17 protein-coding genes and 1 tRNA gene are annotated in these 18,274 nt (G+C 44.7%); 11 read left to right on the top strand and 7 right to left on the bottom strand.

What is annotated here, in order from left to right; translation table 11 throughout:
* The first annotated feature begins 125 nt into the window (after positions 1-125).
* The 3 genes from QUB66_RS05405 to QUB66_RS05395 all read left to right on the top strand — a co-directional run bounded on the left by QUB66_RS05405 (position 126) and on the right by QUB66_RS05395 (position 1,542).
* On the top strand, positions 126-758 hold the full coding sequence (locus tag QUB66_RS05405; RefSeq protein ID WP_332966716.1) for a Panacea domain-containing protein: 633 nt from the start codon (positions 126-128) through the stop codon (positions 756-758).
* A gap of 150 nt (positions 759-908) precedes the next feature.
* Positions 909-1,253 carry a type II toxin-antitoxin system RelE/ParE family toxin gene (locus QUB66_RS05400; protein ID WP_265239279.1) on the top strand — a complete coding sequence of 115 codons (345 nt, stop codon included), beginning with the start codon at positions 909-911 and terminating at the stop codon, positions 1,251-1,253.
* Positions 1,225-1,542 carry a helix-turn-helix domain-containing transcriptional regulator gene (locus QUB66_RS05395; RefSeq protein WP_265239280.1) on the top strand — a complete coding sequence of 106 codons (318 nt, stop codon included), beginning with the start codon at positions 1,225-1,227 and terminating at the stop codon, positions 1,540-1,542. Before QUB66_RS05400 ends, QUB66_RS05395 begins: the two co-directional genes overlap by 29 nt.
* 137 nt (positions 1,543-1,679) lie before the next feature.
* Here the strand turns inward: QUB66_RS05395 and QUB66_RS05390 are convergent, their stop codons facing one another.
* Genes QUB66_RS05390 through QUB66_RS05380 form a run of 3 tightly spaced genes read right to left on the bottom strand, consistent with a single transcriptional unit; the run spans position 1,680 to position 5,010 of the window.
* Positions 1,680-1,904, bottom strand: a complete 225-nt coding sequence (locus tag QUB66_RS05390; protein ID WP_265239281.1) for a DUF4926 domain-containing protein — start codon at positions 1,902-1,904, stop codon at positions 1,680-1,682.
* A gap of 52 nt (positions 1,905-1,956) precedes the next feature.
* On the bottom strand, positions 1,957-3,495 hold the full coding sequence (locus tag QUB66_RS05385; RefSeq protein WP_332966715.1) for a hypothetical protein: 1,539 nt from the start codon (positions 3,493-3,495) through the stop codon (positions 1,957-1,959).
* A 57-nt stretch (positions 3,496-3,552) separates the two neighbouring features.
* Complete coding sequence (locus tag QUB66_RS05380; RefSeq protein ID WP_332966714.1) at positions 3,553-5,010, bottom strand: hypothetical protein; 1,458 nt, start codon at positions 5,008-5,010, stop codon at positions 3,553-3,555.
* Positions 5,011-5,226: 216 nt separating this feature from the next.
* Between QUB66_RS05380 and QUB66_RS05375 the strand changes: the two genes are divergently transcribed.
* Positions 5,227-6,636 carry an NB-ARC domain-containing protein gene (locus QUB66_RS05375; RefSeq protein WP_332966713.1) on the top strand — a complete coding sequence of 470 codons (1,410 nt, stop codon included), beginning with the start codon at positions 5,227-5,229 and terminating at the stop codon, positions 6,634-6,636.
* Between the two features lie 285 nt (positions 6,637-6,921).
* On the top strand, positions 6,922-8,577 hold the full coding sequence (locus QUB66_RS05370) for a SpoIID/LytB domain-containing protein (protein WP_332966712.1): 1,656 nt from the start codon (positions 6,922-6,924) through the stop codon (positions 8,575-8,577).
* A 326-nt stretch (positions 8,578-8,903) separates the two neighbouring features.
* Here the strand turns inward: QUB66_RS05370 and QUB66_RS05365 are convergent, their stop codons facing one another.
* On the bottom strand, positions 8,904-9,203 hold the full coding sequence (locus QUB66_RS05365) for a ferredoxin (protein WP_265239261.1): 300 nt from the start codon (positions 9,201-9,203) through the stop codon (positions 8,904-8,906).
* A 437-nt stretch (positions 9,204-9,640) separates the two neighbouring features.
* On the opposite strand from QUB66_RS05365, the gene QUB66_RS05360 reads away from it, so the two are divergent.
* From QUB66_RS05360 to fba, 6 genes are all read left to right on the top strand, one after another.
* Positions 9,641-10,696: a Gfo/Idh/MocA family protein gene (locus tag QUB66_RS05360; protein ID WP_332966711.1), complete on the top strand. Its 1,056-nt coding sequence runs from the start codon at positions 9,641-9,643 to the stop codon at positions 10,694-10,696.
* Between the two features lie 344 nt (positions 10,697-11,040).
* Entirely contained in the window at positions 11,041-11,868 is an 828-nt protein-coding gene (gene panB / locus QUB66_RS05355; RefSeq protein ID WP_332966710.1) for a 3-methyl-2-oxobutanoate hydroxymethyltransferase, read from the top strand.
* Positions 11,869-12,268: 400 nt separating this feature from the next.
* Complete coding sequence (locus QUB66_RS05350; protein ID WP_265239258.1) at positions 12,269-14,347, top strand: CapA family protein; 2,079 nt, start codon at positions 12,269-12,271, stop codon at positions 14,345-14,347.
* Between the two features lie 133 nt (positions 14,348-14,480).
* Positions 14,481-15,350, top strand: coding sequence for an aldose epimerase family protein (locus QUB66_RS05345; protein ID WP_442923285.1), 870 nt, complete (start codon positions 14,481-14,483; stop codon positions 15,348-15,350).
* Between the two features lie 67 nt (positions 15,351-15,417).
* Positions 15,418-15,489, top strand: a tRNA-Lys gene (locus QUB66_RS05340).
* A gap of 186 nt (positions 15,490-15,675) precedes the next feature.
* Positions 15,676-16,755, top strand: a complete 1,080-nt coding sequence (fba, locus tag QUB66_RS05335) for a class II fructose-bisphosphate aldolase (RefSeq protein ID WP_265239256.1) — start codon at positions 15,676-15,678, stop codon at positions 16,753-16,755.
* A 105-nt stretch (positions 16,756-16,860) separates the two neighbouring features.
* On the opposite strand, the gene QUB66_RS05330 is transcribed toward fba, so the two are convergent.
* The 3 genes from QUB66_RS05330 to QUB66_RS05320 all read right to left on the bottom strand — a co-directional run bounded on the left by QUB66_RS05330 (position 16,861) and on the right by QUB66_RS05320 (position 18,178).
* Positions 16,861-17,481 carry a Uma2 family endonuclease gene (locus QUB66_RS05330; RefSeq protein WP_332966708.1) on the bottom strand — a complete coding sequence of 207 codons (621 nt, stop codon included), beginning with the start codon at positions 17,479-17,481 and terminating at the stop codon, positions 16,861-16,863.
* Positions 17,482-17,551: 70 nt separating this feature from the next.
* Positions 17,552-17,797 (bottom strand): hypothetical protein, encoded by a 246-nt coding sequence (locus QUB66_RS05325; RefSeq protein WP_265239254.1) that lies wholly within the window; start codon positions 17,795-17,797, stop codon positions 17,552-17,554.
* Positions 17,798-17,848: 51 nt separating this feature from the next.
* Positions 17,849-18,178 carry a Uma2 family endonuclease gene (locus QUB66_RS05320; RefSeq protein ID WP_332966707.1) on the bottom strand — a complete coding sequence of 110 codons (330 nt, stop codon included), beginning with the start codon at positions 18,176-18,178 and terminating at the stop codon, positions 17,849-17,851.
* Positions 18,179-18,274 lie beyond the last annotated feature (96 nt).

The raw sequence follows: 18,274 nt of genomic DNA, 5'->3' as shown, positions 1-18,274 counted from the left end.
CGTCAGGTATCACGATTTCCCTCTCATGCCTATAATTTAGATGAAGTCTTAAACATTCATTCTGTCATTATTTCCCACTGTTTGCTATAATTATTTAAGTCAGTCACCGCTAAGAAATGCTAGCTATGACCAAAACTGCTTCAATAAAAACTGAATATCAAGTAACTGTAAATTATCCAGTCTGGCAAAGAGTTGAGAAAATTGCTGGACAATTCAATTTGTCTGTTTCTGAACTATTAGAACATATCGCTAAGGGTGAACTAAAAGTTGTTGCAGTTCCCAGTAATTCAGAAACACTGAAATATCGCGATATTGCAAATTATTTCATTTGGTTAGCCTCGCAATCCGATGTAGAAATCAACGCCTACAAGCTACAAAAACTCGTGTATTACGCTCAAGCTTGGCATTTAGCAATTTATGGCACGCCACTCTTTAATGCGGATTTTCAAGCGTGGGTTCACGGCCCGGTTATTCCTGATTTACTAGAGAAGTATCAAAGCCAATTTAGCTGGGAACCAATTGCAGATAAAATCGAACAACCGAAACTTTCTGAAGAAATAGGGAAATTTTTGGAAGAAGTTGCAGAGGCATATTTTGAGTATGATGATGAAACTTTGGAACGAATGATTTGCAGTGAAATGCCTTGGCTAGAAGCGAGAGGAAATTTACCCAGAGAGGAATCTTGTCATGCCATTATTTCTCAAGAATCGATGAAACAATATTATTCGGCTGGTGTCAAAGAAGAAATCTCAGTCTAAAATTGTCCCTTAAGCACTCATTTTCTAAATAATAAACGATGAGGCTACTATGAATCAGGTAGCTCAAGTTATGCTAGGATACTCTTGCGAAAAGTAGTGACATGACACGCGATCGCTCCCATTAAAATCCTGATTGCCTATGTTAAAATTATGGAAGCTCAACCACGAGAATTACAAAACTACCTCAAAGCCGACGGGACAAGTCCCTTTGAAGGATGGCTTGATTCCCTTCAAGATACTAAAACTGTATCTAAAATCAAGAAGCGACTGAGGCGAGTTGAGCTTGGCAATCTGGGAGATTATCGCTCAGTAGGAGCGGGAGTTTATGAACTTAAAATGGATTATGGCCCAGGCTATCGGGTTTATTTTGGACAAGTCGGGTTAACAGTTGTTTTGCTGCTATGTGGAGGTGATAAAAGCACTCAAGAACGAGATATTAGCCAAGCTAAAAAATACTGGATAGATTATGAAAGAACTCAAAGTGCCAACAACTAGAAGCTACCATGAATACTTGATTTCTTCTTTAAAAACCCCCGAAAGTGCTGCTGGCTATATCGAGGCCATGTTGGAATTGGAGTCACAAGGCCCCGAACCTGAATTGCTGCGAGCAGGACTTAAAGATGTGGTGGATGCTTATTTACAGATGAATGAGTTATCGGCGGGAGCTAAATTTATATATGAGAAATTAGATCGGATGTTGTCTGAGAGTGGGGGGGAGGAAATTTATGCTTTGATAACTCTACTAAATGAACTGGGGTTACAGTTAGCTGTTACAGTAAAATAGGTTAATTAATAAAGGAGTTAGGAGCGATCGCGCTTGGAAATGAGGTGAAAAAAGGAAGGGCGATCGCGCTTTTTTAGAAAATGGGAGACGAAGGGCGATCGCATTTCCAGAAAAACCGCTTTCCGGTTAAATAATTTTTAAGCTAGCATTCGAGCATGAGCAATTTCTCTGTCACCTATGAGTCTGACTTGTGAATGAAAAAGTGAGATAATAGCTAGTGTTTTTCTCGTCAATGTAACAAATTCTACTTCATATCCTACGCCACCTTGATGCACTAAAACCACAGTGCCAATATCGCCTTGGCTTAAGTTTTGTTCTGGGATATCAGTTGTTAAAACAACGCTGTCAAGTTCTTCAATCATTTTCTTTTTTAATCAGGTGGATAGGCACTTACTAGCCTGGGAGTATTGTTACTTAATTCTTTTTATTTTTTAGCCGATCAAGCCAACTAATATAAGAGGGTTTATAACCTGAATTTGCCGCACTTTCAGCGTCTTTTATTGCTTGATTAATGAGGCTACTATCATCTTTAATAATCTCAGACAAGTGATATAAGGCTTTTGACCTATCATAGCGAGCTTCAGCCCTATATATAATGTCTTGATGTTGGGAAGCTTTTTCTAGTAACTTGATTGCACGTCGCATTTGTGTGACCTGTTCCTCACCGGATAAAAATCGATTAGCGTAACGCCATAATGTAGAACCTTGGTGAAGGATTGCAACATCGGTGTACTGTCTATCATTACGCTTCTCTAACTCATCAAAGAGCCTTACCGCCTCTGGATAATTACGGTTTTGACGTGCATTCTCTGCTTTTGTCCGTAAGTCTAAGGGAGTTAATTTTGCCAGGTCAACTTCCGGCTCTTCTTTTGTTTCTGTCAAGGGAATGACAGCCTCATCAGTCTGAGCATCGGTTGGCGGTTCTGCAAGAGATGAAACTTGCTCCACTGGAATCCAGCATTGGATAACCTCTTGGTTGACAATTACTTCTCGAACAGGCTCTACCTCTGCGGCAAAGCGATAATAGTCACCCTTACATTCTTCTTCTAAATCTGCGCTGAGATTGTCTAACTCAATCAGGAGAGATACTTTTACATCATTACTTATATGTACAAACGGAGAAGCTACCCATCTTTCAACATTCTCGTTATCGGCTTGACTCCATTCCCAGTAGATTTTATCATCTTTAATATCCTGTATTTCTCCCAAATCATTACTACCAGTTACATAAACACGGTTGTTAAGAAGTTTCCCACGCAGAGGTGAGTGCCATTGAGTAATTCCTGGATCGGCAGTTGCATTCCTATTTTTCCAATCAGATGAGTTTGTAAGTAATGATAGTACCTCTTGGCGAAGCTCTTTGTGTAATCGCTCAAAGGTGTCTGATGATATAGGAACGTGAGCTATTTTATTACGGAGTGAATTTATCGCAAAAAAACGACCTATGAGCGGAAGATTAGGCTCTTTGTAAGTTGCCGGCACTGGGGCAATCCTCTCCCACGTTGTGAGGAATGCTAAAGGAACATCAAGAGTTTGCTCAAGATAATCTGCAACGGAGTCAACAAAGGGACATTGTGTTGGAAAATTAGGTTTTTTAAAGCTATTAAGTAGCTCAATCCATTTAACCATACTCCCACCACTCAGGCATCCCCCTCCATTGCGCGAACTGGACTCAGAAGCATTAATTCCACTTAGTTTAATTCCTGTAATCCGCTCTCTCAATTTATTTAATTCTATGATAGCGTCTGGCTCACTTTGCCAAAGGTGAAGGAGGCGAGTTGATAAGGATGAACCGAGTGTAACGATCAGTGACTCCTGAATATGAATCAAGCGCCAAGTGTGTTCGTAGAATGCTTCTGGATTTGCGATTAAACGTCGGCGATAAATATCATAAGCATTGGCTACTGGTGTCCACAAGCGATACTGCACTTGTTTGGTTTTTTTCTTACTCATTAAACAAATCCTCTTCTTTAATTAAATCTAAATTTATATTTTAACAACAAAAAGCCTCTAGCCACTAAGATTGTCTGATGATTCAAGTATTGTTTCTATTTCATCTGAATAACGGTAAGCTTTTTGCCAAAGTTTATTGATAACTGAGTCCGAACCAAAAGAAATAAGTGAGCCTTTTAATTCGGGAAATTCAGATTGTAGAATTGCTTTGAATTGTGAATTTAAAGGTTTATACGCTACTTTTTGTTGAAAGCATTCCTGAGAAACTTCATAATATAACATATTTTTACTTATAAGTTCACTTAAGTATGGGCAAACATTATAATCCTTGGACTTTTCAAACTTCTGAGTTGCGAATTTAGCTGGAGTTATCACACCTGCTAAATCCACATAGCTGACGCCTATGCTTAATCTAGCATTCACTTTTATAAATTCATCCAAGGCGGTATGGGCCAGATTAGTTGTTAATAATTTAGCTTCGGATTGAGCCGCCTCAATCAAAATTCTTTTTTGTTCTTCCTGCCTTAACCTTTCCTGTTCAGCTTCTTCAGCCCTTTGTAAAGCTTCTAGCTGTCGCTTAGCAGCAGCAGCTTTCCCAGTCGGAGTATTTTGATACTTTACATAAGCAATACTTGCTGCAATAGCTAGAATAACTGCCAAGTTACGATTCACAAAAGTCATGAAAAATGCTATTACACTCAGGATTATAAATGCAACATTCCATTGATTGTCCGATAAGAGTTCTGTTGAGTTTTCATTAAGAATTTGTATTAAGGATGGCTCCTGGGTTGTTTCTGCATACGAATTATTAGCAGAAAGCTGATTTGTAGTATTCACTCCTAGATTATGGGAGGATTGACTTGCTCGTGCCACCAACTCAAACTCTCGATTCCAAGCCGGAAAATCCTCACCCGCCTGCTGCCCGTAAACCTTCACAGAAGCGATCGCCCCCGCCTTCAAATTCGTCAACTCCCTGCGGACAATCCTAACAGCCGCTTCCTCATCGGGAACCCGATCGCCCTCCAGCATCACCTGCAAACAACCATCTTGTAAACTCGCAGTCGCACTAATCCCCTTATTTTGCAACGGCAGATTTAACAGAGATGCGATCGCCTGCACATCCCCAAGCTTAGCCCGTTCCTTCAAACTAAGCTGATTTGACTCCGTATTTTCACTATAACTTGCCCGCACCTCTGTAACATCCGTAACAGGCAACTTTTGCCCCGCCACTTCAAACTCTTGACTCCACGCCGGCACCTTCGCGCCCGTCTGTCGCCCGTAAACCTTCACTTTCTCGATGGATGGAGCGCCCAAACCAGCGATCAACTTACTCACCCACCCGGCTAGGGCTTGCTGACTAGGCGCTTCTGTCGCTTCCAGCATCACCTGCAAACAACCATCCTTAAGGGAAGCTGCGGCGGTGATGCCCTTGGATTGTATCTGACGGTTCAGCAGAAGCGCGATCGCCTTTGCATCTCCCTGTTTCGCGAGTTCCAAAATATTCGGTTGTGTCATAACAGGTAGATACAACTAGCACTCAATATAACATCTGCTGTCTTAAGTATAAATTGTTTCTTAATTGCTAAAACTTGTCAAGCCATATAAAGTCATATTTAGTAGTTTTTTTCCATCCCAACTAGGTCACAAAAAGTCATATTTAGTTGGTTGATACTAAAAAAGTCATATTTAGTTGGGGTACAATCAGGTCAACCCCTTGCAGATGCGTGACTCATGGACGTTGAAGAAGCCTTAAAATTTACAGACCATCTAGCTTTAACTACTACAGGAAAACATTTAGATAGTCTGCAAAAAGCTATACTACGCGGCGCTTGGGACAATCAAAAATATAAAGAAATTGCACAGGAACACCACCGTTCAGAAAAATATGTTAAAGAAGTAGGCTTCAAATTGTGGAAGCTTCTATCAGTTGCATTAGGTGAGGAACAAATATGTAAAGCCAATTTTAGAGATAAATTAGAAAATTGGCGATTTTCCAATATCTCATGTTTCGGGAAAGACTATATACAAATTGGTAACGTCTCCGCTGAGACTTTGCACTCCCTAAAAATCTCACAATCTGAACCGCAAGATAATGATAAATTTAACAAAAAAACAAGCAATTCCGAACCTAAAGTACATTTAGACTTAGGCGATGCACCAGAGTCCAACCTATTCTATAACCGCACATCCGAACTCACCACCCTCAAACAGTGGATTCTGGAAAACCGCACCCGCCTCATCACCATATACGGCTTATCCGGCATTGGCAAAACCGCCCTAACTCTCCAACTAATCCCACAAATTCAACACGAATTTGATTATATTATTTACCGCAGCCTCCGCAATTCTCCACCCCTGCAAACCCTCCAAACAAACCTAATTCAATTCCTCCAGCCTGATGCAGCCCCCGCCCCAGAAGAAAAAGCAACCGTAGCGGGATTTCCCCTAGTAGAATATTTGCGTTCATCCCGCTGTCTCCTAATCCTCGATGACGTACAAACAATCTTCACCAGCGGACAACTCGCAGGCCACTACCAACCAGGCTATGAAAATTACGGCACATTCTTCAAACAACTAGCAGAATCATCCCACAACAGTTGCTTAATTCTCCTCAGTTGGGAAAAACCCAGAGAAATTGCCGCCATAGAAGGCGAAAACCGCCCATGTAAATCGCTACAACTCAACGGTTTAGGCGCGGAAGCAGGGGAAATATTCAGAGAAAAAAGATTAGCAGAAGAGGAAAAATGGTCGCAACTGATTGACCTTTACCGAGGCAATCCCCTATGGTTAAATATAGTTGCAACTATGATTCAAGATTTATTCGGCGGCAGCGTTTCCGAGTTTCTCTCCTATGATACCCTATTTTTAGGTGATTTAGAATGTTTGCTGCATCAAAAGTGCGATCGGCTAACCGAACTAGAAAAACAAGTGATATCCTGGTTAGCTAGTGAAGCTGCACCAGTTGAAATATCAAAAATTTCAGCCAATCTCGAATTATCCCCATCATCCTTATTACAAGCTGTGCAATCTTTGGGACGGCGTTTATTAATTGAAAAAGTCAAACAAGGTGAGAAAACACTTTTCACACTCCAGCCTGTATTCATGGAGTATGTGAAAAACCAATTCCTAAAGTTTGGATAGTTTCAGGGCTTCTCATGGGGGGCTAGAAACCGGGTTTCTATGAAATTTTGTGTTTAGTCACGAGAAATCTACGAAGAAACCCGGTTTCACCAGAACACAACTATTTTGCAAGGTGCGTCGCTACTCGAAAAGTCGCTCTTTTTTAGGGATTTATCGCAGGCGACACACCCTACGACTAGCCAAAGTGTATTGGCCGATCTTCGGCAATTCCCCTATAGCAGCCGCCAAATGTGCTAACGTACAATCAAAACTCCCCAAATTTCAACTATCTGGAGACAGATAACTGTGCTCGCTCAAACACCTCCAAGTCCCAATTACAAATGGTTTAGCTGCATTTATAGCACTGTATTCACCGCATTGTGCCTGTTGCCCATTTTCAGCGCTGCGGGAAACGCCCAAACTCCCCAAAATAGACTAATCAAAATTGGCGTGGTGCAGCGGTTTGGTACTAAAGCCACCGACAAACTCACGCTGAAAGCATTACCGGGCGACAGCTTAACATTAAGTTACAAAACTCCTCAAGGCACAGAAACCAAAACTGCTCCCAGCATCAAGCTAGAAATTGCCAATAAACCCCTGCAATCGCCATTAGTAGAAGAACGGGTTGTTCTGAGTTCTCACCGCAGTTTTGAAAGCGCAGAAGATAGCGCTAATCAGTGGCGCGCTAAAGGCATTGATGTAGAAATTGCTCAACCTTTGCGCTGGCAAGTTTGGGCAAAAAGAGATACTTACAACTCTCCTATAGTGCGGCGCTGGTTGTTGCAAAGTTTGCAAGCTCAAGGTAACAAAACAGCTTTTTTGGATTCCAAAGTTATCAAACAAATACCTCAAGCATTTTGGATTTTAAATGGCTTTCGTTTCAACCGCAATGAGTTGGATGTGACTGCTGGAAAAAATACGATCGAGGTATTGGAACAAACTACCCAAGAGGCGACAGCTACTGAACTAGAAAAAGCTCTTCAACAAACTCGCCGTTATGGTGGCAGTTTGCACCTGCAAAAAAATTCTTACGGCACTTATACTTTAGTTAATGAGGTGCTGACTGAAACTTATTTGCGGGGTGTTGTTCCTCACGAAATTGGGGCTTTTTCGCCCTACGCTTCGATTGTCGCTCAAACTATTTTAGCGAGAACCTACGCCCTGAGAAATTTGCGCCGGTTTGCTGTGGATAATTATGAGTTGTGCGCTGATGTTAACTGTCAAGTTTATCAAGGTTTGACGGAGGTTTTTCCACAGAGCGATAAGGCGATCGCCCAAACAGCAGGTTTAGTCCTAACTTACGAAAATCAGCTAGTAGACGCGCTCTATTCAGCGTCTAGCGGCGGCGTGACAGCGACTTTTGGCGATGTGTGGCACGGCCCGGAACGTCCATATTTGCGATCGATCATCGATTCCCCCAAGAACGTCTGGGATTTGACAAAGCAGAGCTTGTCTGACGAAACCAACTTCCGCCGCTTTATGACTCTGAAAGCAGGGTTTAATGAGGAAAAAGAAGAAACCTTCCGCTGGCGTGAACAAGTTTCACTGACATCGATTGGTGGATTTTTGCGCCAGTATCTTCAGAAGAAAAAGCACCCGCTAGCTAATTTTAAAACTCTCACAAAAGTTGAAGTGGTGGAAAGGTCAGCCGCTGGTCGAGTTTTGCAAATGAAGGTACAAACTGATTTGGGCCCCATCGATATCGATAAAGATGAGATTCGCAATGCTTTTTACCCGCCGATTAGCACGCTTTTTTACCTAGAACCGATTTACAATGCTGATAAAACTCTGAACGGTTATGCTTTTGTCGGAGGCGGTTTCGGACACGGCGTGGGAATGAGTCAAACCGGTTCTTATAATTTAGCTAATTTGGGCTGGAATGGCGATCGAATTCTCGGCTTTTATTTTCCCGGCGCTCAAGTTGTGCCCCTCAACGATTCCATTACATTTTGGCGCGAATAGCATCAGATTCGCCATAAGATTCGGCGGTTGAAACCGCGTCTATACAAACAAAACCCGGATGGTGCGAGGGTTGAAGAGTGGCCGATAAAAATTACGTTATCTTCTTTCTTGAGTCCGCGGAGGCGGACATCGTTTGTGTAGATGCGGTTTCTAACCGCCGTCTGCTGCTGCGGAGATTTTTTGTATAGACGCGGTTTCTAACCGCCGTCTTTCTCTCTATCGCAGTCTTTCAACGCAAAAACCCAGTTTTTTAATGTAATTGAGCTATTTCAGCTTAATTACATTAAGAAACCGGGTTAATTAGCTCGACTGACGAGAATCCTTCCTTAGTAGAGGGCTTCTTCTTGGTGAGTTTCGATCGTACAATCAGACTTAGGATAAGCGACGCAGGTCAGAACAAATCCGGCTTCGATTTGGTCGTCATCTAAGAAAGATTGGTCAGATTGGTCAACTTCGCCCTTGGTGATTTTGCCGGCGCAGGTGGAGCAAGCTCCAGCGCGGCAAGAGTAAGGTAGGTCGAGTCCTGCTTCTTCGGCAGCATCAAGAATGTAAGTATCGTCATCAACCTCAATGGTCTGGTTGATTCCCTCGGCTTCGCTGATGAGGGTAACTTTGTAAGTTGCCATGCACTAAATCCTCTCAAAAATTCAACAATATTGATAAGTTTTCCTAATGCAAACTTCAATGCTCTATCAGCTTTGAGGTTAGCTCTTAGGTTTGTTCCCTCTATGATAGTAGGGGAAAGAAGTCAGCTTGCAACACTTATTTACAAAAAAATGAATGGGATTAGTTATAACTTTTTCTGATTTCATCTTGATTACTTATACCTATCTTGGACTCAGCGGTGTAATACTGTTCGCGCAAGACTTACGCAAAATAACCGGGTTTCGCGGAAAATCCTGTTTTGAGCCGTACAGCCCAAAAACTAGGGTTATTGGTATGCGTTGTATTGATCGACTTTCAGCCCAACTTGCTTAAATTTGTCCCCGCAGCATAAAATTTGGGCGATGGCATCCTAAACCCCATTACCGCCACTCTGTAACTATCTAAAACCTAAAATCCTATGACTCAAATTAATACTGGCATTGGTTTTGCAGTAAATTCTCCAATTCGCGTGGGGATTGTGGGTACTGGTTTTGCAGCTAAGTTGAGGGCCGAGATGCTGGTAGCTGACGTGCGATCGAACTTAGTCGCAGTCGCGGGCAACAACCCGCAGAAAACCGCAGCATTTTGTCAAGCATTCGGGGCGGAAGCTGAGGTTTCTTGGCGCAAGCTGGTGGAAAGAGACGACTTAGATTTGGTAATTGTCTGCACGGTAAACCGCGATCACGGGGCGATTACCCTGGCGGCGCTGGAAAATGACAAGCACGTTGTAGTCGAATATCCTCTATCTTTAGATGTATCTGAGGCCGAAAGGGCGATCGAACTTGCCGCCCAAAAACAAAAACTCCTCCACATCGAACACATCGAACTGTTAGGCGGTTTGCACTCCTCAATCAAAGAATCCTTACCATTAATCGGTAAAGTTTTTTATGCCCGCTACGTTACTATCGCTCCTCAGCGTAACGCGCCGCAGCGCTGGACTTTTCAGCATTCCCTATTTGGGTTTCCCTTAATTGGGGCAATTTCTCGACTGCACCGATTCACTGATTTGTTCGGCGAAGTCACAACCGTTAACTGTCAAACTCAATTTTGGGACACTAAGCCGGATTTCTACAAAGCTTGTTTGTGCAATGCACAGTTGCGCTTTGTCAATGGCGCTGTCGCTGAAGCTGTTTATGGCAAAGGAGAGACTTTTTGGCAATCGGAAAACATTTTTACCATCTACGGAGAAGCCGGAACCATGATTTTCACTCCCGAATCCGGTCAATTAATTCAGGGAGAAAATCGGCAGAATATCCCAGTAGGAACGCGGCGCGGTTTGTTTGCTAAGGATATGGATATGGTGTTAGACTGTTTATTAAACGGTACGCCTTTGTACGTCGAAAATACCAGTAGTTTGTACGCTTTGAAGGTGGCGGATGCTGCGAGGCGATCGAGCGAGACTAGGCAAAAAATGGCGATCGACAATTCATATAGCAGTTCGAGCGAAAAATCAGTTCATTCAGTTGACAGTTGACAGTTGACAGTTGACAGTTGACAGTTGACAAAAGAAGGAAAAGGATTGGAGCAATGAATCGTCTGATTTTAATTGTTCCCTAAAAGGGAGACGCTTTAAACCAATTGTTTCTGGTCATCAGGAACAAGCTTAAAACTTGTGGTTAAACACCTTTCCTCTCTATTAGTCATTAGCAATTGCCAGACATATAGCGGTTCTCAAAAAAGTGAGGATAGCCCAATGCCGAATGCCGAATGCCGAATGCCCAATGCCCAATGCCCAATGCCCAATGCCGGAAGCGTACCTGATCTTTCTGAAAAAGGCTATACCTCATCTATCTAAAAAGGCTATATTTTTGTAATAAAATGGCAGTAACTACTCATCAACTGATTCAGTGGAAACAACAAGGGCGTCGAATTGTGGCGCTGACGGGTTATGATTATGGGATCGCCCAACTCATCGACCAAGCAGGCACTGACATCATCCTCGTCGGCGATTCCCTCGCCATGACAGTCTTGGGCTACGAGACAACACTCCCCCTAACCCTCGATGAAATGCTGCACCACGCTAAAGCAGTGCGTCGCGCAGTCAAGCAAGCATTAGTTGTTGTCGATTTGCCGTTTTTGACTTACCAAGAAAGTCCCCAGCAAGCCATGCACTCGGCGGGAAGAGTTTTGAAAGAAACTGGCGCTCAAGCTGTAAAATTGGAGGGCGGATATCCAGCAATGGCGGCTACGGTTTCGCAGTTAACATCCGCTGGGATTCCGGTGATGGGACACGTTGGTTTAACTCCCCAGTCGGTACACCAACTTGGCTACAAAAAACAGGGCAAAACAGCGGAATCTGCCGATCGCATCCTAGCAGAGTCGATCGCACTTCAAGAAGCCGGCGCTTTTGCGATCGTCCTAGAACACATTCCCCCAGACTTAGCTGCTCAAATTACCCAAAAATTAACTATTCCCACCATTGGTATCGGCGCCGGGCCGGACTGCGACGGACAAGTTTTGGTTACTTCCGATTTGTTGGGACTTTCCGAAAAACAACCGCCTTTTGCCAAAGCTTACGTCAATTTGCGAGCAATAATTACCCAAGCTGTCCAAGATTATTCCCTAGAAGTTAGAGAAAGCAAATTTCCCAAATCATCAACGATAAATCGAACCGACTCGCCAAGCAGCAAACCGAATGCTACTTAGCGAGTTGTTGACACACCTTCTAGGGATCTCGTCCTAGCAGCATCTGTTTTGCCGATCGCGATCGTCGCCAATTACCGCTAAAATCAGAAAATCTCAATTTCATTTAAACCTTCCGTTGGTAGTCTGCTGACTCAAGCCGGTAGGAAACTCTCAAGTTTTGACCTTAGTTTGAGCGCTAGCCCACAGCCTCTTGACTCAAATCAAAAATCAAAAATCAAAAATCTAGATACCAAAATGTGATAAAAATCATTGACAGCAGGCATCACCTAAGTGTAGAAAATGGTGGCGACCAACAACTAGCTTCAAAACGGGCAGCGAAGTGGCGGTTAAGCTAAAAGAATTGTAGTTCCGTTCAAAACAAATTGAAGTCATCGCTCGAACCTGTTAAGGAGGCTAATTGATGGTATATGCAGAAAATTGGTCGCAGCCGTCTATCTTGGAGCTAGCGCGATCGGGCAACTTTCAAGCCCTGAATTATTGGATTGACAGCTTGCTGAGACCCGAAGGGATTTATGCCCGCGTCGAACAGGCTCAGGCTGGATGTGTGCAAATTTTGGTAGAATTCCAGCGTGAATTTGTGTCCGACCATACATTACTGGGGAGCACTCTCCGCGAAGGCTTAGTTAAATTTATTTGTCACCAACTCTGGAGACTAAACTCGCCAGCAGTAGAAGGGGTGCGAATTCACGCGCGCTTGGCTGGGGAACCAGAGATTCTCTGGAAACAGTCAGTCCGAATTGTGACTCCCGCAAACCGCCGACAGCGACGTGACCGTTCCCTATTGGTCGTCGATTGGGTTAAATTTAAAACATATCGTTCTCTGCTGCTAGTGGGATCGGCACTGGCATCATTTATTTTAGGGTGTTGGGTGAGCTACCACGAGGCTGTAGCCCTGCGGCTAATATCCCCAGTCTCTGCTTACCAGCAAGCTGCGGTAATGTCGGGCCCACCTCCCAAACGTCCCGATGCGGTGCAAGCGGCCTTAGAATTAGTACCTGTAGTCCAACAAAAGCAGGTTGCTAATCCCTACGACCCCACCGTCACGCTGATGTTCGGAGGAAATGTGAATCTATCGGATGCGATCGCAGCATCTGCTGGTAACGATTATGATTGGGCTTTCGCCAATATGGACGAGTACCGGCAAGCAGATGTATCGATGGTTAATCTAGAAAACCCCCTGACTAGCTCTACCTTGGGCTCTGGCAAAAAACAATTAAATTTTAAAGCCGATCCAGAATCGGTGAAAGTATTAACAGCAGGAGGAGTGGATATTGTCAATCTGGCAAATAGCCACGCTATGGATTACGAGGAACCGGGGCTGGTGGAGACTCTAAATACTCTAAATAATGCTGGTATAGGGCATCTGGGAGCCGGTAGAGATCTTAAAGAAGCGAGGCGTCCAGATATTATTGAGGTTAAGGGTCAGCGGATTGCGTACCTAGGTTATTACGATTCCGACTTTAACTCCGCCGACCAAGGAAAAGCGGGTATTAACGCCCGTCGGAACAATCGCGTGGCGGAGGATATTCGAGCTCTCAGGGGTCAGGTAGACTGGATTGTGGTTAATTACCACTGGGGAGTCGAATTGGCAGATTATCCGGGGGACTGGCAGATAGATTTGGCTCGGTTCACGATCGACCAAGGTGCAGATTTGGTAGTGGGACACCACCCCCATGTCCTGCAAGGTGCCGAAGTTTACAAGGGCCGCCCGATTGTTTACTCATTAGGTAATTTTATATTCGGGGGGAATGCTCGCAGCGATTACGATACCGCAGTCCTCAAAGTATCGCTCAAAGACAGGAATATGAAAGTAGAATTTTTGCCTGTGGAGGTGAAAAAGTTTCAGCCGAAGGTGGTGAATGGAGCAGCGGGCGATCGCATTCTCAAACACGTCGAGCAAATTTCTAGTATTTTCGATCGACCGATGCGCTCTTCTGTAGTTCTCGATGCCCCAATCAACCCAGGATTGACACCAAAAACTCCAAATTCGACCTTACCAGGAGTAGCAAAAAGCGATACACAGCCCGCGCTTAATTCCCCACTTCCCCTGACTGGAGAAACCAATCTGCCAGCCCCAGGACAACCGAAACCTACTCTGATTTTGCCCGCTGTACCTGCGGCCCCCAAACAGCCGGACAACTCCTCATTTTTCCAAAACGGGACTGGGCCTGCAATTGAGTCAAGCCCGCCTCCGAGTCAAAATTTGCCGCCGCGCATCTACCGCAATAAACCGGAAAATCCCAGCCGGGAACCAGCTCCGTTTAGCAAAGAACCATTCATCAAAGAACCATTTATTTCGCCCCCATCTTCCACTTCGGGAGGGGTACTCAGTCCCCAAAGCTATCTTCCCCCGACTCCGGATCTATCTTTCAAAGTCGCACTCAAACAGCAGCCGACAAACAGGATCATTCCGGGAAAAAGCAGCGATCGCTCGAAGCCGCGGATCGCCCTGCCTCCTATAGCTGCGAACGTGGGTTAGCCCGTGGGAGTCCGAGGGAGGATACACGCGGAGCAAAGGGGTGGTAATGGGCGAAAATCAACTACTAGCGACCAATTATTAACGACCGATTTACCAACAACCAATGATCGACGACCTACTACCAATGACAAATGTGTTTGCGATCGCGCTAAAGCAAAAGCAGTACAAAACCTATATCCTCTCCGACGAAACCGCTAACTCTACCCTAGAAGTTGTGCCGGAACGGGGCGGTATTGCCACTAGCTGGCTGGTTGAAGGCAAAGAAATGTTCTACTTGGACGCGGAACGGTTCGCCAATCCCGATCTAACTGTACGCGGCGGGATTCCCATCTTGTTTCCCATCTGCGGCAATCTCCCCGATAACACTTACACCCACAAGGGGGTGGAGTTTCATCTCACACAGCACGGCTTTGCTCGCAACTTGCCTTGGAAGGTGACGGAACAATTTACGCAGGGTTGCGCGGCTCTTACTCTGGTGCTCAACAGCAGCGAGAAGACCCAGACTGTTTATCCCTTTGATTTCCAATTAGCTTTTACTTATCAAATTAAAGGCAATTCTTTGGAAATTGTGCAGGAATACACCAATCTTGGTGACGAGCCCATGCCCTTTGCTAGCGGCTTGCATCCTTACTTTTTAGCTCCCGACAAGACAAATCTGCGCTTTGAGATTCCAGGGATGCAGTACAGAGATCAGAATACCCACGAAAAGGGCTATTTCACAGGGGTTTTTGACCCGACTCTGGATGAAATTGATGTTTCCTTTGACGAACTGACCGGTCTTGCTGCTACTGTCACTGACGCGGTGCGGGGCTTGCGGCTCACCGTCAGTTACAACTCCAGCTATGGGAAGTTGGTTTTCTGGACAGTGAAGGGCAAGGATTTTTACTGTGTGGAACCTTGGACGGCTCCTGGAAATGCCATCAATACTGGCGAACACTTGATTTATTTGCAGCCGGGAGCGACTTGCCAGATGCTGGTTCGCATGACGGCAACTTTTTTTTGAAAAAGACTTGCTATTTAAATAGACGGGTGCTACTATTAGAACTTGTGTGCGGTAACAGTGTTTTCGCGGGTCGCTAGCTCAGCGGTAGAGCATTCGGCTTTTAACCGATTGGTCTCGGGTTCAAATCCCGGGCGACCCATAAAAAAAACAATAGTTTTGAGTTCTGAGTTGAATGCTCAGAGCTCAAAATTTTGTTTTTTGAACTTTTAAGTAAATCTGGAAACATAATGCGCGATCGGCAACAAATTGTCTTAAGATTATCGTAAGAATTGAAATTGTCCAAAATCCACTGCCCAGAAACCACAAATAATTAGGAGGAATATCTATGGCGCTTGTACCTATGCGACTGCTGCTCGACCACGCGGCTGAAAATGGTTACGGCCTACCGGCTTACAACGTCAACAACATGGAGCAAATCCAAGCGATCATGCGCGCTGCTGACGAAACCAACAGCCCCGTGATTTTGCAAGCTTCTCGCGGCGCTCGCTCCTACGCTGGAGAAAATTTCCTGCGCCACTTGATTTTGGCAGCAGTTGAAACCTATCCTCACATTCCCATTTGTATGCACCAAGACCACGGCAATGCCCCCGGCACTTGCTATTCTGCCATGCGCCAAGGTTTCACCAGCGTGATGATGGACGGTTCTTTGGAAGCAGATGCTAAGACTCCCGCCAGCTACGAGTACAACGTTGAAGTTACTCGCGAAGTTGTGAAGGTTGCTCATTCGATCGGCGTTAGCGTTGAAGGCGAACTGGGTTGCTTGGGTTCTCTGGAAACAGGAATGGGCGAAGCAGAAGACGGCCACGGCTTTGAAGGTGCTTTGTCTCACGATCAATTGCTGACAGATCCTGAAGAAGCTGTTAATTTCGTTGAGCAAACCGGTGTTGATGCTCTCGCAGTGGCGATCGGCACTTCCCACGGCGCTTACAAATTCACCCGCAAGCCAACTGGCGAAATTTTGGCAATCAGCCGCATCGAAGAAATTCACCGCCGCTTGCCGAATACTCACTTGGTAATGCACGGTTCATCTTCTGTGCCCCAAGAATTGCTGGAAATCATCAACAGCAACGGTGGCAAAATCCGCGAAACCTACGGCGTACCTGTGGAAGAAATCCAAAAGGGTATCAAGTGCGGCGTGCGTAAGATCAACATTGATACTGACAACCGTTTGGCGATTACCGCTGCGGTGCGCGAAGCTTTGTTTGCTAAGCCCGAGGAATTCGATCCGCGCCACTTCCTGAAGCCGTCGATCAAGTATATGCAGAAGGTTTGTAGCGATCGCTATAACTCTTTCGGTTGCGCCGGTAACGGTACAAAGATCAAGCAAGTGTCTTTGGACGATTTTGCAGCTAAGTATGCTAAGGGCGAATTGAGCTCTTCTACTAAGAAGACTGTAGCTGTTTAAGAATTTTAGGTTTGAGATTTTAGATTTGTCTGAAGTCTCAAGTTTGGATAGCCGGGTAGCTTTAAAGTTGCCCGGTTTTTGTGTGTGGAGAGTTCGATCGCCCTTTCATGAAAAATCAAGCTTTTGAAATAACTCGGCAACCGCCAGAGTAAAGTCAGGGACGATATCTTCGCCATCGAGGGAGTCCGTAGACTTGAGCAGCCGATCGGGTGACTGAGCCGATCGATACACCAAAACATACTGTTCTTTAGGATGAATCACCCAAACCAAACGCGCTCCATTCTCAAAATATTCTACAAGTTTATTGTGAATTTCTTCCACTGTATTGCTAGGAGAGAGGATTTCTACAGCCAGATCCGGCGCACCTTCTAGGAAGCCATCGGGGAGATCATCTAGCCCTTGTAGGCGTTCTTTTGCCATGAAAGAAACATCGGGCGATCGCTTGTTTCCTGATTTCATCTTGAAAGCAGTGCTGGAATCGAAAATCGCGCCTAATTTTCGCGTTGATACGCAGTTAAACAAGGCAGCACTCAAAATAACGGCAACATAACCGTGTTTTGCACCAGAGTTTCCCATATCAATTAGTTCTCCATTTACAAGTTCATAGCGGTGTCCATCTCGGTTGAGTGCCATGAATTCGGCATCAGTCAAAATTTTTTGTTCCGGTGGGGTTTCAACTTGATTTTCAGTTAGGTTTTCCGTGGGCTTTTGAACTAGAGTAGCCATAGCTTTCTCCTAAACTTATATTTCTAGTTAAACAGAGTGTCGAAAAATGGCGAAAGTTCACCGATATTTTTTATTCCGTCTGCTGCACCGCAGTATTGGACTGCTGACACTGTGCAATCTCGATTAACATCCTCAATGCCTCATTTACTGCTGCATCATTCGGAAAAGCTTGGGCAATATCGGGGTCTAAAAGCACTAAGTTTGTCCCTGCACGATATCGTTCAACATACTTGCCTCTAACACCTGCTTTCATCTGAGCAAAGTCATACTCAGCAAGTAATTCGTCTTCCATTTCGTTCTCTTTATCCTTCTTCATAAAACCTCTGCTGTTAACCTCTAAGAGATGAGAAAGCTAGATAAATCGCCCTTAAAGACTAATCCGGCGGTAGACTTCAGCCATCGGCAGTTCTATATTTAAGCTGTGTAGGACGATCGCCCTTTCCACCCGATCGTACACTTGCCATTGCCAGCGATCGCTATTTGGGCGATCGCAATTATAATATTGCTCAATATATGGTTCAGTTTGACTAACCAGCAGATATTCACAAAAACTAGCCAGAGAGCGATATTTTCGGAACTTTTCACCTCGATCATAGGCTTCAGTAGACGGCGAAAGAACCTCGACAATCAGCAAAGGATTGAGAATTTCATCCGTGCGATCGCCATTGAGCTCCGGTTCGCCATTGACGATCATCAAATCAGGGTAGGTTCCGCAGCAATACTTCTCGGTTAAGGTCTAAGCGGTACTGAGAATAGAAAAATGAAGCTCCTGGCGCTGAGTACCAGTACCTCT

Source organism: Microcoleus sp. A2-C3 (genome assembly GCF_036706065.1).
In the GTDB taxonomy this organism is placed as follows: Bacteria; Cyanobacteriota; Cyanobacteriia; order Cyanobacteriales; family Microcoleaceae; genus Microcoleus.
The sequence above is the reverse complement of the archived record's forward strand: the minus strand, read 5'-3'. Positions and strand labels throughout refer to the sequence as shown.

Excerpts from the sequence above, each read along its gene's own strand:
- QUB66_RS05405 (WP_332966716.1), top strand. The coding sequence starts at position 126 with ATGACCAAAACTGCTTCAATAAAAACTGAATATCAAGTAACTGTAAAT.
- QUB66_RS05400 (WP_265239279.1), top strand. The coding sequence starts at position 909 with ATGGAAGCTCAACCACGAGAATTACAAAACTACCTCAAAGCCGACGGG.
- QUB66_RS05395 (WP_265239280.1), top strand. The coding sequence starts at position 1,225 with ATGAAAGAACTCAAAGTGCCAACAACTAGAAGCTACCATGAATACTTG.
- QUB66_RS05390 (WP_265239281.1), bottom strand. The coding sequence starts at position 1,904 with ATGATTGAAGAACTTGACAGCGTTGTTTTAACAACTGATATCCCAGAA.
- QUB66_RS05385 (WP_332966715.1), bottom strand. The coding sequence starts at position 3,495 with ATGAGTAAGAAAAAAACCAAACAAGTGCAGTATCGCTTGTGGACACCA.
- QUB66_RS05380 (WP_332966714.1), bottom strand. The coding sequence starts at position 5,010 with ATGACACAACCGAATATTTTGGAACTCGCGAAACAGGGAGATGCAAAG.
- QUB66_RS05375 (WP_332966713.1), top strand. The coding sequence starts at position 5,227 with ATGGACGTTGAAGAAGCCTTAAAATTTACAGACCATCTAGCTTTAACT.
- QUB66_RS05365 (WP_265239261.1), bottom strand. The coding sequence starts at position 9,203 with ATGGCAACTTACAAAGTTACCCTCATCAGCGAAGCCGAGGGAATCAAC.
- QUB66_RS05360 (WP_332966711.1), top strand. The coding sequence starts at position 9,641 with ATGACTCAAATTAATACTGGCATTGGTTTTGCAGTAAATTCTCCAATT.
- panB (WP_332966710.1), top strand. The coding sequence starts at position 11,041 with ATGGCAGTAACTACTCATCAACTGATTCAGTGGAAACAACAAGGGCGT.
- QUB66_RS05350 (WP_265239258.1), top strand. The coding sequence starts at position 12,269 with ATGGTATATGCAGAAAATTGGTCGCAGCCGTCTATCTTGGAGCTAGCG.
- fba (WP_265239256.1), top strand. The coding sequence starts at position 15,676 with ATGGCGCTTGTACCTATGCGACTGCTGCTCGACCACGCGGCTGAAAAT.
- QUB66_RS05330 (WP_332966708.1), bottom strand. The coding sequence starts at position 17,481 with ATGGCTACTCTAGTTCAAAAGCCCACGGAAAACCTAACTGAAAATCAA.
- QUB66_RS05325 (WP_265239254.1), bottom strand. The coding sequence starts at position 17,797 with ATGAAGAAGGATAAAGAGAACGAAATGGAAGACGAATTACTTGCTGAG.